Below are 15,871 nucleotides of genomic sequence, written 5' to 3'. Positions count from 1 at the left end.
TATGAGAGCCATACGCACCCGCAGTCAAGAGCGTATTTTCAACCTACTGAAAACCATTAAAAAAGGCATTTCCGCCCAGGATATTTACGTAGAACTACGTAATACTAATCAGAGCATGGGTTTAGCGACAGTTTACCGCTCCTTAGATGCCTTAAAACTCGAAGGCATAGTACAAGTGCGGAATTTGGCTAACGGTGAAGCCCTCTACAGCCTAGCACAGCAAGACAAACACCACCTTACTTGTTTGCAATGCGGTGTCTCAATTCCAATTAATCAATGCCCCGTTCATGACTTAGAAGACCAGTTAGAATCCAGCCATAAGTTTAAAGTTTTTTACCACACCCTAGAGTTTTTTGGGTTGTGCAGTCAATGCCAAGTAAATCAAGCTAGTGGAATTAGTCAATAGTTATACCAATTTTATGAGAGGAATAAAGCGTATTTTACTTCTGAATTCTGTTAGCGCAGCGGGGCGCAGCCCATTCCGACTCCTGAATTCTGCTGTAATAAATGCTTTATTCAAATAAAACTCAACCACCTAAATACGTCTGCAACTGTTAATTGCCAATTTTCCAAAACACTCAATACGGGTAAAATATCTTGTTTTTCTTTTAATTCTGGTAATTTATTGGGTTCAAAAATCATGATTGACTCATCAGCAGAATCGAGCAACCAACCTAGCTTTGCTCCATTTTGAATAAATCCTGGGTAGCCGCTGCCACCATCTTTAGTGCTAGGGGATTGCCGCCATAGTGGTGGATGAGGTTTTGCCATTCGGTCTCTGACCCCATACATATCCCTCTTTGCCGAAAGATAGCCCGTCTATCATCTGGAGTCAGTCCACTTAAGGGCAATGATCGCACCATGCTCCATTCGCCTTCTAGTATTGCTATTTCCCGTGGCTTCTCACGACTGGTCAGCAAGCAACAGCTTTGATGGGGCGTTTCGCCCATCATTCTGAGCCATTGCCCATAGGCTTCATAGCCCGATCGCCACTGACCGGCTTGCTTACTGTGTAAAATGGTTTCAGCGTTATCTAAAATCAACAAACATCGCTGCGATCGCAAATACTGCATCAATAAGATCAGCTTTTCATCCACCGTGGCAGGAATGACAAGATCAGCTTTTCATCCACCGTGGCAGGAATGACGGGATCTTCTCCCTGAATGGGCATAAGAAATTTCAGCAGGCTCGACAGGAGTTCTTCTAACGGTGGCGCATTGGAGAGACTTCGCCACATGACAATTTCAAATTCTGCCTGCATTCCAAGTGCAGACTTTACAGCGATCGTACTTTTGCCAATCTCCCCGATGCCCAATAACCCGACAATGCGACATCCCTCAGCGATGATCCACTGCCATCGTTGCGCTAGTTCTGTCTCGCGTCCATAGAATACCGATGTATCAACAGCATTATCCCAATCTTGTTTAGGGTTTGCCTGTCGGTTTTGGGACTCCTCAGCTAACGAAATGGGGGATGTCAAGTCTGCATTCGTTAATTCCAGCCCAAACGCCCGAAAGAGATATTCTAACGACAGCGATCAACTCCCTGTTCGCGCTTGAGAATCCGGGCTAGGGTATTGAGGGAAAGTCCAGTGCGATCGCTTAAATCTTCCTGTGTGAACCGTTTATTCCAAGTTTCCTCAGATTCTGCTTGCTGCTTTGCTGTCTGAAACCTCTGCCATCCGTGAGGTGAGAGGACAATTCCTCTAACCCGTCCATGAGTAGAGCGATCACGCTTGGGTTTCGTTGCATTAGAATCCATTGGCCCCTGTTTCGGATTATGTTTAACTACAATGATTTTCATTATTAGTAATTGCGTATTTTATTTTTTGGAAGTCGCTAATTTTTTCTTAATTCCGCTACCAGTAAAAACCTTTTTAAAGCACATTGATATAAAATATACTAAGAATAAATACAGAGAAGATTGAAGTAATTCTCTGTGAGTACCATTTTTTTATATAAAGGGGTGCATTATGGAATATCTTGCTTATTCTCACATGTTTATTGCTCAAGAAGAGGCATCGGGAAACACGAAATATAATTCGTCTAAATCTCAATTAAATGAGAAAAAACATCTGAAAATTTCTGACATAGTTATTACTAAAGAAGACACATCTGGAATAAGCAAACCTAAATTCAATTGGAAAAAACTTCTTAAATCTTCAGCTTGGTTAGCTTTAGCAGGTGTTGGTGTATTACTTATTGCTGCTGCTCAAATTCAAATGAGTTCGGCTGCATTTGTCAGGACTAACGGCAGTTGTTTGCGTATCCGTACAGGCCCAGGCACTAACTATTCGTATGTGGATTGTGTACCAAATGGCGCAACACTTCCAGCGATTGAAAGGTATGAAAACGGTTTTGCTAGGCTTTCTACGGGTAGATACGTTTTTGCCCGATGGGTTGGTGATAGACCTAACTACCCTCCTGTGACTAGACCGGGTGGCGTTGGTGGTTCAGTTATTCTTACCCCTGGTTCTAGAGGTCAGCTTGTAAGAGACGTTCAAACAGCTTTAGGTAATCTTAGAGTTGATGGAATTTATGGTCAAGAAACTGTTAGTCGAGTCCGAAGCTTTCAGGCAAGTAAAGGTCTACTTGTAGATGGTGTGGTAGGGCCCGAAACTAGAGTAGCTCTGGGTATTTAGCCAAAAGCCACCCTTTATAATCTCGTTTCTAAGTTTTAGCTTTTTTCTTGTGGGATAAAGAGAAATCTAGGCAAAATGCCTATCCCACAAGATTATGAGAAAGGCTAAAAAAAGAAAAATCGGCTTTTTTGCCGATCTTATGCACCCTGAAAAAGAGAAATTTTGCATTTTGTTTAATCTAAGTTCCTAAGTTGATGTTTCTGATGAAAGACCCAGGTAATTTTGTACAATCTGCAAAATGCGTTCTGCTGCATGACCATCCCCAAAGGGATTAATTGCATTTGCCATTGCTTCATAAGCATCTGGATCACTTAGTAACTCAGCAGCATTTGCAAAAATGTTCTCACTCCTAGTGCCTACAAGTTTGGCTGTACCGGCTGCAACAGCCTCTGGTCTTTCGGTGGTATCTCTCAAAACCAGTACTGGTTTTCCCAAGCTGGGGGCTTCTTCTTGCAAACCACCAGAGTCAGTAAGCAAAAGATGCGATCGCCCAATTGCTCCCACCAATTCTCCATAATCTAGAGGATCTGTCAAGAAAATTCGGGGGTGATTCCCTAAAAGTTGTTGTAGCGGAACTCGCACTGTTGGATTGCGGTGCAATGGTAGCAGTAAAGCTGTATCAGGAAACTTGTCTAATATCTGTAAAAACCCCTGAGCGATCGCTAAGAGCGGTTCTCCCCAATTCTCCCGACGATGAACTGTTGCTAACAGAACCCGATATGATTCCCAGTCTAAGCCTGGTACATTACAAACGGCTTCGGTTGCAGCTATATTCAACAGCGCATCAATTACGGTGTTACCTGTCATGTGAATTTCACCCAAAACACCAGAACGGTGCAAGTTTTCCACAGCCCAAGGAGTCGGCGCAAAGTGCAACTGAGTAATTTGAGAAATCAACCGCCGATTAGCTTCTTCTGGGTAAGGATTGAAGATATCATCAGTTCTTAACCCTGCTTCTACATGACCAATAGGGATTTTTTGATAAAAAGCTGCCAAAGCTGCGGCAAAAGCTGTGGTAGTGTCTCCCTGCACCACAACTAAATCTGGCTTTTTCTCCTTGAATAATGCTTCTAACCCTTGTAGACTACGACAGGTAATATCATTTAAAGATTGTTGAACCTGCATAATTTCCAAGTCATAATCTGCCTTGATGTTGAACAGGTGCATAACTTGCTCAACCATCTCCCGATGCTGCCCAGTTAGAATTACTTGCAACTCAAAACTTGAAGACTTTTGGAAGACCTGAATCACGGGAGCTAGTTTAATTGCTTCCGGACGAGTACCCAAGATAATGCAAACCCGTTTTTGATTAGTCATTTGTCATTAGTCATCTGTCATTTGCCAATGGTTATAGTCAATGGTCTATGGACAATAGTCAATAGTTGTCGATCAATCATCACACAAATCATAAATATTAAAGGATGAATCATACAAAAAGCATGAAAAAACCCGGCTTAACCGGGCAGACGCACTGTTTGTCGTATTTACCTGCAATGACTAATAGCATGAAAAAACCCGGCTTAACCGGGCAGACGCACTGTTTGTCGTATTTACCTGTAATGACTACATTTTAATCTCACAAGTTAAAGGGCAAGCAGCGTAAACAGTAGACTGCATTTGGTCTGCCTCTCCATGAAGCCAGCTTAACCATTTGATTTCACTGGGATGAACTCCTTTAAGAGTTAGTACACCCGCAGCCAATACAACTGCCATGACATTAAACATTATTAAAGCACCTGCTACTAGCAAAACAGCACTAACAGGCATTACAGATTGCAAAATAATCGACAACAGACATCCGACCGTAGCCATCAAGACAACTAGTGGAAAACCCACAACCAACAAGCATACTGCCAATGTAAAAGTCCATATTAAAAAGCTTTTAATCATCAACAAGGAGTAGGTCTTTCCTAGATTAGAGCTTTGAGCAGAAACCATGACTTTTCCTCCCAAAAATACACAGCAAATTTTAATTTTTCAGTCATATCTCGCTTTTGGCGAGTAAACTGAAATTTGTTTCTCAGTGAAATTCAGTATATAAAAACTAATTGGGAAAATGAGCATTTGTTTACTAAACTTTACAGTTAATTTTTTGTAATTGTGAATGTAAAGTCAAGTTTCTATCTATTAAAAAAACTTGTTTCCTACATCTATCTTCAGGCATATAACCTAAAAGACATGAGCTTTTAACCTTGATCCCCAAGACATTACTCCTATCCTACTTAACATTTCTTATAAAAATTAATAGTGATTCTCATAATTTATAGATGGGCTGAATAAATGCTCTGCTAGCGTTTGTGCTGTTAATTGCTGGCAACTCATGTCTCTGCCTGGGATAAATTTCTCATCTAAGGGTTTAAAATATTATATTTCATACTTTTGTAACATATAACACTAATAAAGCTATGTAGTATTTCTGAGGTGTTCTGAGTCCTTGCGTGTGTTAAACCAGTTTAGATAGGTTAAATAATTTATCTAAATCTTCTAATTAATGGAATCTTAGAGAAAAAAGATACAAACTGATGTGGATGAAATGGATTGACCGTGGTTCTAGAGTTTCAATCGCCTCCCATCACCGCTAGGGCTTGCACGCAAGCATTCTCCAAAAGTCATCGAAGCAAGTGACTTGACTTCTCGTTAATTCAACTTTATTAACTGCCAAATGTGAAGATATATGACAGAATCACAGTCTCCATTAAATTCTAACTCTGCTGCTGGACGTAACCTGCCACCAATGCCGCCACCACCGCCAACCTTTAGTACACAACGGCAGATGACACAAACATTGGATATGTCAATGGATAGGAGCACTAACGCGCCTGTTGCAGGTCATCGTCCGGGTAGTCCACCGCCAATCCCTAGTTCAGTTCGCCCTCAAAACAGCAGTCCAGAACTCACTTTAGCGAAGTTAATCCGAGAAGCTTACGATCAGGGATATTCTGACTTGCACTTGGGTGTGGGTGAAGTACCCCGCTTCCGCAGCCGAGGAGAAATTCAATCAACGGATTATCCAGAAACAGATAAAGAAGCTTTTATGAATTGGTTGCGGGAGGTGATGAGTGAGGGGGAAATTCAGCGCTTTGAAGAACACTTAGAATTTGATGGAGCAACTCAATACGACTTTGCTCGCGTGCGGATTAATGTTTTTGGCTCTCTCAAAGGTGCTGCAATGGTGTTGCGGTTGATTCCGCTGAAAATTTTAACTATGGAACAGTTAAACTTACCTCCAGTTTTTCGGGATATTTGTCATCACCACAAAGGTTTGATTTTGGTGACTGGGCCCACTGGTTCTGGTAAGTCCACCACAATGGCAGCGATGGTTGACTACATCAATAAGGAGATGGCCAAGCATATCATCACCATTGAAGATCCAATAGAATTTGTCCATCAAAGCCGCAAGTCTTTAGTCAAACAGCGGGAAGTGGGAATGCACACCCGGAAATTTGACAATGCTTTGAAAGCAGCTTTGCGGGAAGACCCAGATTTGATTCTGGTGGGGGAAATGCGGGATAAGGAAACAGTCAACACCGCTTTAAAAGCTGCTCAAACTGGTCACTTGGTCATGGGAACCCTGCACACCAATAGTGCTGTCAAAACCATTGAGCGGATTCTCAATCTCTACTCTGGTGACGAACAAGATGCAATGCGGGTAGCAGTTTCTGAGTCTTTAGTGGCAGTAATTGCCCAAGGTTTGTGTCGCACAACTGATGGGAAGCGGGCTGCTTTCCACGATGTGCTGATTAATACTGAGGCAATTAAAGAATGGATCAAAGACGGCAAGTATGATGAAATTGGCGAGTTAATGAAACAAGCTAGCTTTGACGGCATGATTACGATGAATCAGTCGTTGCTCAATCTCTATCAAGACGGTCGCATTACTGAAGAAACTGCTTTAGAAATGTCACCAACTCCTAACGAAATGGCGCAGTTTCTCCGAGGTAGAGTTTAAGATTGGGGATTAAGGATTGTCTCGTTCCCAGTCTTTGACTGGGAATGCGAATTCAGAGGCTCCGGCTCCAATTCTAGCGGCACCAGCCCAATTTAAGATCGTTTCCAGTAGGCGACTAGAAACGAGATTTACATGCTTTTTAATAGGTTCGCAATTTTCTAGCTGATCCTGGTTGCGGTTATAGCTAAGGTAAAAGGTAAAAGAGAGAACTTTTACTTTTAGCTTCCTAGCCTCTGTGAATAACTTGACGACAAATAAACTATCTACACCCCAGTTGTTTAAAGGCATTGCGCTATTTACACCTGGAGGAGATTTAATTTATTGCATCGACCCTAGCAAGCAAGGTCGATGGCACTTGCATTTATGCTCGGCTTTGCAAGAAATCCTAGATTTGCCAGAGCCGCCGCACTTTTTAGTGCCTTGTTATACTGCAACTATTGACAACTGGTTAGATCCACGCACTCAAAAAGTGCGAACTTTTGCTGAAGCTTATCCGGCTGTAATTAGACATCAAGCTTTGCTTAATGCCATTTTTGGCACAGGGGAATTAGTATGGCAAGCAGCTCCCTGGCAAGAGGGGTTGTGCGATCGCATGGTCTTAACAACTTATCGTTCCTCATTTTCGCAGCTTTGGGAGGATCATGACTTAATTGTTCGTCTAGACCTTTCTGATCCTGTGCCAAAATACCACCAGCCAGTAATAGTACAAAAAAAGGAAGTAATCACACAAGGCTATGTTCTGCGCTTGTTTGTTGCCGGACATAGCAGTACCACCGAACGCATTCTGCAAAATTTACACGAATTGTTGGAGCGATCGCTCGGACATCCTTATACTCTGAAAGTGATTGATGTTTTAACTCATCCAGAACAAGCAGAACTCAATCAGGTTTCTGCAACTCCCACCCTTGTCAAAGTTTGGCCGCACCCAATTCGGCGAATCGTTGGAGAGTTGGATCATGTAGAAAAGATTTTACAGATGTTAGCTGCTAAGGAAAAATTTTAAGTTTTATAACGATATCATCATAGAAAGTGCGTAGATGTCGCCCAACCCAGGCATCGCTTTAAGGTCAGCTAGGTACAGTTTGGTGCATCGTGGCAAATTTAGGGTTAAAAGTGAAACGCAGAGGTTTGAGGGGTGGCAATTGTTTTCGCTAGGAATAAAAGAAAGTCTGTACTTGAGCTTAAGGACTTGACGGCTGTATAATCTTTCAAATATCCGCGCAGCTTATGTAGAATGGCTTTCAGCTATTTTCGTCTAGCACAATTGCCACTCTTTATGTTATGGTTTCGCACCCTGCGCTATTAAACCTTGAAAACCAAATAAGGCAGGGTTTTCAGAGAGAAGCGATCGCAATCAACTAAAATCCCTATTAGGGATAAGGATCGCATATCAGTTGTTCGGGGATGTCCACCGCGTTTAGCTGGTGGAATCAAAGGAGCTAAAATTGCTCATTCTGAGTCACTAAGGTCTGTAGAATAAGGCTTTCGCGTTATTGCTTACTATGTATATATACTGCATAAACAGTATTGTATCGTTGCCTTTTTACCTGATGACCCTCCTTTAGATTTACTTTATAAATAGCCTCTTAGCAATACCTGGATTTCTCGCAAGTGGAAAATCCAGGCATAGTAAGTTATGTAAAAAGTTAAAGGTGAATTTCACCTGACGAGGGTAACTTAGTTTACTGGAGTTCGAAAATGATTAATAACCAAGAAATACCAAGTAGAGTTCAAAAATACTGAATGCAAGACATTATTACTCAGTAAATATACTTTGTATTTGAATCTTACAGTTATTCTTCTACAGGATTGTTTCCCCTTTATCTTTTATAAATAGCCTCAGAGATTTCCGAAATTGGTCGCATCTAATTTGGATTTAATACTATTGAAAATACTCAAGACAGGTGAGTGATGAATAATCAAAACTTCAAGAAAACATCTAACAATTTTATAAAAGCTTTTCTGGCTACGGCTACACTGATGACGGCTTCTATCGGCCCTGCTTTTGCTAACGACAAAGTTGAAATTTTAGGTGCAGAATATGGTGGTAACGGTTGCCCTGAAGGATCTGCTAGTGTGGGTGTGAGTCCCGATGGCCAAGAGCTAAGTATTCTATTCGATAAGTTTATAGCTCTGGGGAATAAGACAGCAGAAAGACGCAAAAGCTGTAACTTGAGCATTCCGATTCAAGTACCCCAAGGCTTTCAAATTTCCCTCTACGATGCTGATTATCGGGGCTATGTTGCTCCCGCCACAATTGGCAGACTAAGAGCAGAGTACTTTTTTGCTGGTCAACGTGGCCCTGTTTTTTCTAGGACATTTAACGGCGAAAGAGACTACAACGTTCGAGATCAATTAGTGACTGTGGCTGATGTCTGGTCACGCTGTGGCGACAGTGTAAATATGCGGGTGAATGCTGCGATGACCGCCAATGGTCAAGGGATGGCGACTGTTGACTCCTTTGACCTCGCCCACCGTGGTTTGGTTTATCACATCAAATATCGCAAGTGTACTTAGGTCTTTTTAAAGCAAGGAGCAACCAAACTCTTAGCTTTGGAAGGGTGTACCTGAACCGGGACAACACTAACTATTAAGTCCCGAAATAAACCTCCTCTGTTTAAATTCTGCTCTGGGCGCAGGCCAGAGCAGTTTTACTTTTTAGCTATCTTGGTATAAAAATCTTCATCGGTACTTTTAAAACTAGGTCGCTGTATCAAGCTGTTGATATCTTGTCGAAAATACTATTTTCTTTGTTAACTAACCTGCGGAATGTGGATTTAGGTTTCAACTTTAGGGTTTTCAGACAACATTTTTATAATCTAATCAGCATTCAGGTTGAAAATTAAAATAGGAGTCAGAAAAGGTATTCTGACTCCTGATTTTATTATTTAAGAAGAACACACATAAACCACGTCTTCTTTATAGAAACTTGCTTACCAGTAGTAATTTAGCGTAGAAAGCTACTAACCAACCACAGCAATATAAAAGTCACCACAGTAGAGAACTGATTGGTTCCCAGACTGGCAAATGATATTTGTGGTAATAGCCAGCTAGCAACTAGTCCCCCAGCGATTAAGCCAATTATTAAACTGACCAGGGTGAACAAAACTGCTCTGCCAAATTTGCCTTCCTTACGATTGAGAAAGTAAATACTGGTGCCTACCCCAACTACCAATGCTAACTGCAAAACCTGATCGCCTCCCTCTGGATAAAACAGGCTAATAGAACTCAAACCAAGAAACCAAGCTCCTGGTAAGAGTATATCCGCAGGCGTTGGCTGATCCAGCATGCGTTGCAGCCATGCAGGTGACTGCTCGCGAGGGGTTGGACTTTCTTTTGGAGGCGATTGCACGCGCAATTCGGGAAACCTGATACGCTCAGGGACTTTAATTTTACCTTCCTGGCGCATCCGTAAGCGATCCATTAAAATCGCATCGTAAGCTGCTTCAATTACTTCTAAATGCTTGGCATCGCCACTATGTTGCTCGAATAGGCGATTACGAGCATCCTGAATTTCATCGAAGCTAGCCTCTTCTGATACCCCAAGTTTTTCGTAGGGATTTTGATCGCTCATGGGAGTTTGTTACTTCAGCCTCAGTCAGCGGCAGTCTTTTGTCGAAGAAAAAACAGCTTTAGGTTTTATTTTGATCGAAACTAAAGTCTCGACCTATTTTATGCCCTACCAGGATAGTAGCACGGGTTAGTTTGATCGACTTTGTAATTTCAACTATAGTCACTTTAACATATCACCATAACTCCGTGTATACCCTCATGTCGTTGCCTAATTCTGGCTCTAATCTAGAATTTGAACGGAGAGTACCTAAAACACATAGTTTTTATGAAGAAATCAACTTTTCTGTTTCAAATTTGGCAACTTACTGTGCCCTAATAGAGTTTTTTTTAATTATACTGAATAATCGCTTGTGGTATATAACCGCATATCGATTTAAAATTGAAACGTTTTAAGTTACCACCTAACTGGGATCAAGAACGTGTCTTGGTGTCAAGAACCTGATTAGAGTATTTATTTTTGAATGATCAGGATTCTCATACCGTAGCCATGTAGATTCTTAGTTAGTCCTAAAGTGGCAACTGCGTTTTTACGCAACCCTCTTGTTAATCTTACGAATTTTTGTGCAAAGTAATGGTCATGGCTCCTGCCAAGATTCTTGTAGTAGACGACGACCCTGCGGTTCGGAATTTAATCCAACGCTTTCTGATTAAGCAGAACTATCAGGTAGAGGCTGCCGAAGATGGAAAGACAGCCTTAACTCTATTTGAGCAATTTAACCCCGATTTGGTGATTCTAGATGTGAATTTACCAGATGTCACTGGGTTTAACCTCTGCCAAGAGATGCAAAGTCGTAATGGTGTGTTTGTTCTGATGTTGACTAGCCGTGCTGACGAAGCTGACAAAATTCGCGGCTTTGCTAAAGGTGCTGACGACTATCTCACCAAGCCTTTTGGGCTAGGAGAGTTAGAAGTCAGAGTTGGAGCTATTTTGAGGCGTCAACGAGTGATAACTACTGCCGAGCAGAAACGCTTGGTATTTGAAAAACTTATGATTGATCCAGTGCGACGGGAGGTGGCACTTAATAACCAAGCAGTACCTTTAACTGCTCTGGAATTTGACTTGTTACATTTTTTAGCCAGTCATCCAGGTCGAGTTTGGCGGCGTGCGGAGCTAATCCAAGAGGTATGGGATTATGAATATGTCGGCGATCAACGGGTTGTAGATGTCCATATCGGACAAATTCGCAAGAAGATTGAAATTGATGCTAGTCAGCCAGCATTAATTCAAACTGTACGTGGTGTAGGGTATAAGTTTGAATCTCCTGCTCACCCCCAGCAATTGGAAGCTAAGTCCTGAGTCAACAGTCTAGAGTTTTTTAACTCTTGACTGTTGACTGTTGACTCTTGGCGGAGAGATTAGTGAATTTATTTGGCTTCGGTAAAAGACAAATTTTAGACAATCAAAATAGGTAGATATTACTCAAATACAGACCAGGCAATTATTTGAGATATTTATTTATCTGTTTAAGACAGTGGGCAGGAAGGAGAGTCCACTGGAAAATATTTCTTTGCATATGACTGTTTTGGAAGATATAACGGTGCTGAGGTTGGAGTTAGTAGGGGCGCACAGCTATGCGCCCCTACTAACGTGTTTGTATCCAAAAGAAAACCGCTATACAACAAGTACTAACGGTCAACTAATATATTCAAGTCTTGCCTCAATTTTAAATCTTGCGCTATTACCAACTAGTAGTTTTGGCAACAGGAGAAACTATTGGAACCTCTTTAAGGATCAGAATCTACTGATCTTTTTTGTTGTAATATTGCCCCAACATGGCCGATCGCTTTGGATCAAAATCCCATTTATGGGGCACGGTTTGACGTGCCCCTATTAGGGCATGAGCCAGAATAACGCCGTTCATACCAGTACCTATGGGGTGTCTAGTAGATTAGCTGTTGCGGGTGAATCGATGCTGGGAATTTCTACTGTGGAGTGGTGGAACAAAGTTTCCAGATAGACTCGAGCAGCACGGCGATCGCTATCTCCATTTTGGAGTAAAAACAATGATAGCGCCGCCGTCAATACTCTGTTTTCATCCCAATCGGGATGGGTTTCTAAGTAGTTTTTTAAGGATTCGTGGAGTGTTTCGGGAATTTCAGTAAAGATGCTAACCGTTGCTTTCATGAGATTTTCCTCCTATGAGGATAATCAAGAGGGACAAGTTGCTTGCGGTGAAGCGGCTTAAGGCTACCTCACACGCTCTTTCGCTATCCCGCCAATCTACGCTTACATCTGGTGGTAATATATTTTACACATTTGATGCCAACGGTTGAACGGATTACAAAAGCAAGCCGAATCATTGTGCGCCAAGAGGGGGTGGGTTTGTCAATGCTGCGAAATGTTAAAAACGATTGTATAAAAAATAAACAAGAACGAAGTAATCAGCGTTAGAACCGATTTTTCGTTACTTTACTTTACAAAAACTCAGTCCTTGAAGTTCCTTAGCACTGTTAATTAACAATCCCCAGTAAGACGGCAACAGCCTATTGACTCGTAGAGCACCTGTGGAAAACTGCTAAAATCCCTGTGGAAACCCTGTGGAATGAGTGAGGAAAATAGCAGCCAATGATAAGAATTACAAAAATGTCACTAAACTATGACATTTAAACTCATGAAATTAGCTTCTCAATCTCAGTTATCATCGTGGCTGCCCTCGATACATCCTCAGGTATGGGTTTTTGCAATTGGTAGATTTCTGTCGGAAGTTGGCACCGGCTGTACCCTGTTTTACGCTCCGATCTTTTTTGTAAATCAAGTTGGTTTATCTGCAACCAGTGTTGGGGTAGCCTTGGGTAGCGCTTCGATTTCCGGCATTGTAGGGCGGATTGTAGGTGGTTCTTTGGCTGATTCTGGACACTGGGGACGTCGCCGCACTTTGTTGCTAGCGACGGCGATTTCAGCAATTGCTTCTCTAGTGTTAGCTGCAACCAATAATTTTACGATTTTGGTAATCGGTAGCTTGATTGGTGGTTTAGGGATAGGTTTCTATTGGCCGGCTGCTGAAGCTGTTGTTGCTGACGCTAGCCAAATTGACAATCGCCGCGAAACTTTTGCGATCGCTCGACTAGCTGATAATCTTGGGTTAGCTATAGGAATTGTACTTGCTGGGTTTTTGATCGCGATAATTGGGAGTTATCGATGGCTATTTGTCATTGATGCCATCTCTTTTTTGGTATTTTTTGGGGTTGTCTATGTGGGAATTAGTGAAACCGAACAACAGCAGATAGGGAAATCTGAAAAGATAGAACTTTTTGCTTCTTGGATGGCAGTATTAAGCGATCGCCGTTTCCTGGTCTACATAGCAGTTAATATATTCTTTACAATCTATATTTCTCAAATCCACAGCACCCTGCCGCTTTACTTCAAAAACTTTGTTATAAAAAGTACTACCGAAGGATTTGCTCAAACTACGATTAGTGTTTTATTTGCTTGGCATCTGGTGTTCGCCATTATCTGTCAGTTGCCTGTTACCAGTGTGTTAAAACGCTGCTCACACACACTTGCGCTCACTGTCTCCGCCATTCTTTGGGCAATTGGTTTTGCCCTCATTTGGGTAAGCGGCACTGCCCCATCTCATCATCTAGTTTGGGCAATATTGGCATTAGGAGTATTTGCTGTGGCGATTGTTTCCTACAACCCATCTGCTGCCTCTTTAGTCACTGAGTTAGCCCCGGAAAATCAACGCGGCGTTTATTTTTCCATCAACGCTTTGTGCTGGGCTGTTGGCTCTTTTATTGGTCATCCATTGGGTGGATGGGCATTAGATCAACCACAAATTATTACTAATAGTTTATGGTTAGGCTTCATCTTGAGTGTGGCGATCGCTGTGGCAATTTTACAGTATCTCAATCGAATTTTGGCCGAGTAATCACCAAAATGGTATTATGCTCATGTTTAGCGATTTTATAGGGAGTTAAATCATAGTGGTACGTTGATACAACAAACGGACAAATCATTTAAATCGCTGTGATCGGGCTAAAAGTCCGATAAATTTTGATTTTTTGTTTGTTGTCATAATCTACTATGAATATTCCTGCTTCGTATATCGAAAAAATTGGTGCTATCTATCCCAATATCTCTGTTGAGCATCTTGACTTTAATCAAGATGGAATGGTTAACGATGTGGTGATTGTTAATCATGAGCTTGTATGTCGTTTTGCCAAAGATGACTGGGGAAAACAGGTACTTTCCCATGAAGCTAAGGTATTAGAAGTGGTACAAAAATATGTTGAACTGCGAGTTCCCCACTTTGAATACCTGGAAGAAGGCTTTGCTAGCTATAGATTTATTAAAGGCGAACCGCTATCTCGTAACACCTTGCTGAAGCTGAGTGATGCATCACAAGAGCATATCATCTTCCAACTAGCTAGATTTCATCAACAATTACACAGCATCCCAAATGAAGTTTTAGTTAATGCTGGGGTGTCTTCTTCTGGTGCAGAACGTTCTTGTGAAGATTGGTTGCAGTTGTATGAGCAAGTTCAGGAAACTCTCTTTCCTCACCTGTGGCGTCATCAGCAAACTTGGATACACGAACTTTTTGCACCCGTAATTACAGGTGAACTTGACCTCAGCTACACGCCCGTACTGATAGATGGCGACAAGCCAGTGTATCACATTCTATTTGACCCGATTTCAGAAAGCATCAGCGGTCTGATTGATTTTGGTACGGCTGGTTTGGGAGATGCAGCTTGTGATATTGCAGTGCAACTCTGTAATTACGGAGAAAGTATTGTGCGGCGTATGGAAAGCGACTATCCGATGTTACCAGATGTCATCGACCGGGCGCGTTTCTGGGTGGGGACACTTGAACTTCAGTGGGCTTTAGCTGGAGTAAAGTTTAACAATATCTCATTGTCGTTAGCACATATTGGTTTAGCCAGAGAGGTTCAACCTTTAGGTACACGCTTAAGTTAACCCAGCATAGCCAATAAAAAACGGCACACTTGTTGAATTTTAGAGACTGGCGAAGTTAGGGAAGAAAGTTTTGTATTTACTTCCCCGACTCGCTCATTTATTTGCCTATATTCTTTACTGGCGACGTTCTTGCAACTTGCGATACACCGCTTTCAAATCAACTTGATGGTGAGCTAAGGCAACCAAAGTATGATAAAGCAAATCAGCCACTTCACCTGCGATCGCATCTGCTTCATCATCCTTAAAGGCCATTACCACCTCAGCAGTTTCCTCACCAATCTTTTTCAAAATTTTGTTATCACCACCTGCGAATAGTTTACAGGTATAAGAACTTTCAGTAGGATTATCGCGGCGATCGCATATTATTTGAAATAATTGCGACAATGTATCCCCTGGCGGTGGGGCAATTCTCCCTTCTATTTGGTGAAAGCAGCTGCGTTCTCCAGTATGGCAGGCAACATCTCCTAATTGTTCTACCCCTATGAGCAGCGCATCACTATCACAGTCATAACGGATACTTTGCACTTTTTGAATATGCCCAGAAGTCGCTCCCTTATGCCACAATTCTTGCCGGGAACGGCTCCAAAACCAAGTTTCTTCAGTTTCCAAAGTCTTTTGTAACGACTCTTGATTCATCCACGCCATCATCAGGATAGTACCATCCAAATAATCTTGGACAATTGCAGGCACCAGACCCCGTTCATCGTAGCGAATTTCCTCAACAGGGATGGTGTAATGCAGTGAGCGCGAATCGTTAGAAGACATACCAGCTAGTTTGCTCTAATGAGAA

16 protein-coding genes and 2 pseudogenes are annotated in these 15,871 nt (G+C 42.0%); 8 read left to right on the top strand and 10 right to left on the bottom strand.

What is annotated here, in order from left to right; all coding sequences use genetic code 11:
- Position 1 precedes the first annotated feature (1 nt).
- Positions 2–406, top strand: coding sequence for a Fur family transcriptional regulator (locus H6G92_RS17310; protein ID WP_190894876.1), 405 nt, complete (start codon positions 2–4; stop codon positions 404–406).
- A 110-nt stretch (positions 407–516) separates the two neighbouring features.
- Here the strand turns inward: H6G92_RS17310 and H6G92_RS40340 are convergent, their stop codons facing one another.
- From H6G92_RS40340 to H6G92_RS17290, 4 genes are read right to left on the bottom strand one after another with little or no spacing between them, the layout of a single operon-like run.
- The gene (locus tag H6G92_RS40340; protein WP_277926753.1) at positions 517–642 is read right to left on the bottom strand and encodes a hypothetical protein; all 126 of its coding nucleotides are present in this window, start codon (positions 640–642) and stop codon (positions 517–519) included.
- Between the two features lie 32 nt (positions 643–674).
- Positions 675–1,097 (bottom strand): hypothetical protein, encoded by a 423-nt coding sequence (locus tag H6G92_RS17300; RefSeq protein WP_190894874.1) that lies wholly within the window; start codon positions 1,095–1,097, stop codon positions 675–677.
- Positions 1,082–1,480 carry a hypothetical protein gene (locus H6G92_RS17295; RefSeq protein WP_190894873.1) on the bottom strand — a complete coding sequence of 133 codons (399 nt, stop codon included), beginning with the start codon at positions 1,478–1,480 and terminating at the stop codon, positions 1,082–1,084. The genes H6G92_RS17300 and H6G92_RS17295 overlap by 16 nt, the downstream gene beginning before the upstream one ends.
- A 44-nt stretch (positions 1,481–1,524) precedes the next feature.
- Positions 1,525–1,803: a hypothetical protein gene (locus H6G92_RS17290; RefSeq protein ID WP_190894872.1), complete on the bottom strand. Its 279-nt coding sequence runs from the start codon at positions 1,801–1,803 to the stop codon at positions 1,525–1,527.
- A gap of 169 nt (positions 1,804–1,972) precedes the next feature.
- Between H6G92_RS17290 and H6G92_RS17285 the strand changes: the two genes are divergently transcribed.
- Positions 1,973–2,641, top strand: coding sequence for a peptidoglycan-binding protein (locus H6G92_RS17285; RefSeq protein WP_190894871.1), 669 nt, complete (start codon positions 1,973–1,975; stop codon positions 2,639–2,641).
- A gap of 186 nt (positions 2,642–2,827) precedes the next feature.
- Here H6G92_RS17285 and wecB read toward each other — a convergent pair whose 3' ends face one another.
- The gene (gene wecB, locus H6G92_RS17280; protein WP_190894870.1) at positions 2,828–3,958 is read right to left on the bottom strand and encodes a non-hydrolyzing UDP-N-acetylglucosamine 2-epimerase; all 1,131 of its coding nucleotides are present in this window, start codon (positions 3,956–3,958) and stop codon (positions 2,828–2,830) included.
- Between the two features lie 246 nt (positions 3,959–4,204).
- On the bottom strand, positions 4,205–4,579 hold the full coding sequence (locus H6G92_RS17275) for a hypothetical protein (protein ID WP_190894869.1): 375 nt from the start codon (positions 4,577–4,579) through the stop codon (positions 4,205–4,207).
- Between the two features lie 736 nt (positions 4,580–5,315).
- On the opposite strand from H6G92_RS17275, the gene H6G92_RS17270 reads away from it, so the two are divergent.
- Together H6G92_RS17270 and H6G92_RS17265 are read left to right on the top strand one after the other, a co-directional pair.
- Positions 5,316–6,590, top strand: coding sequence for a type IV pilus twitching motility protein PilT (locus H6G92_RS17270; protein WP_190894868.1), 1,275 nt, complete (start codon positions 5,316–5,318; stop codon positions 6,588–6,590).
- Between the two features lie 235 nt (positions 6,591–6,825).
- Positions 6,826–7,593 (top strand): circadian clock KaiB family protein, encoded by a 768-nt coding sequence (locus H6G92_RS17265; RefSeq protein WP_190894867.1) that lies wholly within the window; start codon positions 6,826–6,828, stop codon positions 7,591–7,593.
- A gap of 374 nt (positions 7,594–7,967) precedes the next feature.
- On the opposite strand, the pseudogene H6G92_RS17260 reads toward H6G92_RS17265, so the two are convergent.
- Positions 7,968–8,084: pseudogene (locus H6G92_RS17260) on the bottom strand (transposase); the annotation flags it as partial.
- 417 nt (positions 8,085–8,501) lie between these two features.
- Between H6G92_RS17260 and H6G92_RS17255 the strand changes: the two are divergent.
- Positions 8,502–9,107, top strand: a complete 606-nt coding sequence (locus H6G92_RS17255) for a DUF4360 domain-containing protein (RefSeq protein ID WP_190894866.1) — start codon at positions 8,502–8,504, stop codon at positions 9,105–9,107.
- Positions 9,108–9,537: 430 nt separating this feature from the next.
- On the opposite strand, the gene H6G92_RS17250 is transcribed toward H6G92_RS17255, so the two are convergent.
- Positions 9,538–10,164 (bottom strand): CPP1-like family protein, encoded by a 627-nt coding sequence (locus H6G92_RS17250; RefSeq protein WP_190894865.1) that lies wholly within the window; start codon positions 10,162–10,164, stop codon positions 9,538–9,540.
- A 576-nt stretch (positions 10,165–10,740) separates the two neighbouring features.
- Here H6G92_RS17250 and H6G92_RS17245 point away from each other — a divergent pair.
- Positions 10,741–11,460 (top strand): response regulator transcription factor, encoded by a 720-nt coding sequence (locus tag H6G92_RS17245; RefSeq protein ID WP_190894864.1) that lies wholly within the window; start codon positions 10,741–10,743, stop codon positions 11,458–11,460.
- Positions 11,461–12,096: 636 nt separating this feature from the next.
- Here H6G92_RS17245 and H6G92_RS17240 read toward each other — a convergent pair.
- Positions 12,097–12,288, bottom strand: a pseudogene (locus H6G92_RS17240) (DUF2811 domain-containing protein); the annotation flags it as partial.
- A 487-nt stretch (positions 12,289–12,775) separates the two neighbouring features.
- On the opposite strand from H6G92_RS17240, the gene H6G92_RS17235 reads away from it, so the two are divergent.
- Together H6G92_RS17235 and H6G92_RS17230 are read left to right on the top strand one after the other, a co-directional pair.
- Positions 12,776–14,032, top strand: a complete 1,257-nt coding sequence (locus H6G92_RS17235; RefSeq protein ID WP_242059174.1) for an MFS transporter — start codon at positions 12,776–12,778, stop codon at positions 14,030–14,032.
- 155 nt (positions 14,033–14,187) lie between these two features.
- The gene (locus tag H6G92_RS17230) at positions 14,188–15,081 is read left to right on the top strand and encodes a phosphotransferase family protein (RefSeq protein WP_190894861.1); all 894 of its coding nucleotides are present in this window, start codon (positions 14,188–14,190) and stop codon (positions 15,079–15,081) included.
- 114 nt (positions 15,082–15,195) lie between these two features.
- Here H6G92_RS17230 and hisIE read toward each other — a convergent pair whose 3' ends face one another.
- Positions 15,196–15,846: a bifunctional phosphoribosyl-AMP cyclohydrolase/phosphoribosyl-ATP diphosphatase HisIE gene (gene hisIE, locus H6G92_RS17225; RefSeq protein ID WP_190894860.1), complete on the bottom strand. Its 651-nt coding sequence runs from the start codon at positions 15,844–15,846 to the stop codon at positions 15,196–15,198.
- Between the last annotated feature and the right edge of the window lie 25 nt (positions 15,847–15,871).

The sequence above is a fragment of the Nostoc foliaceum FACHB-393 genome, assembly GCF_014698505.1.
Lineage (GTDB): Bacteria > Cyanobacteriota > Cyanobacteriia > Cyanobacteriales > Nostocaceae > Nostoc > Nostoc foliaceum_A.
This window is presented reverse-complemented; position numbering and strand designations above follow the sequence as displayed.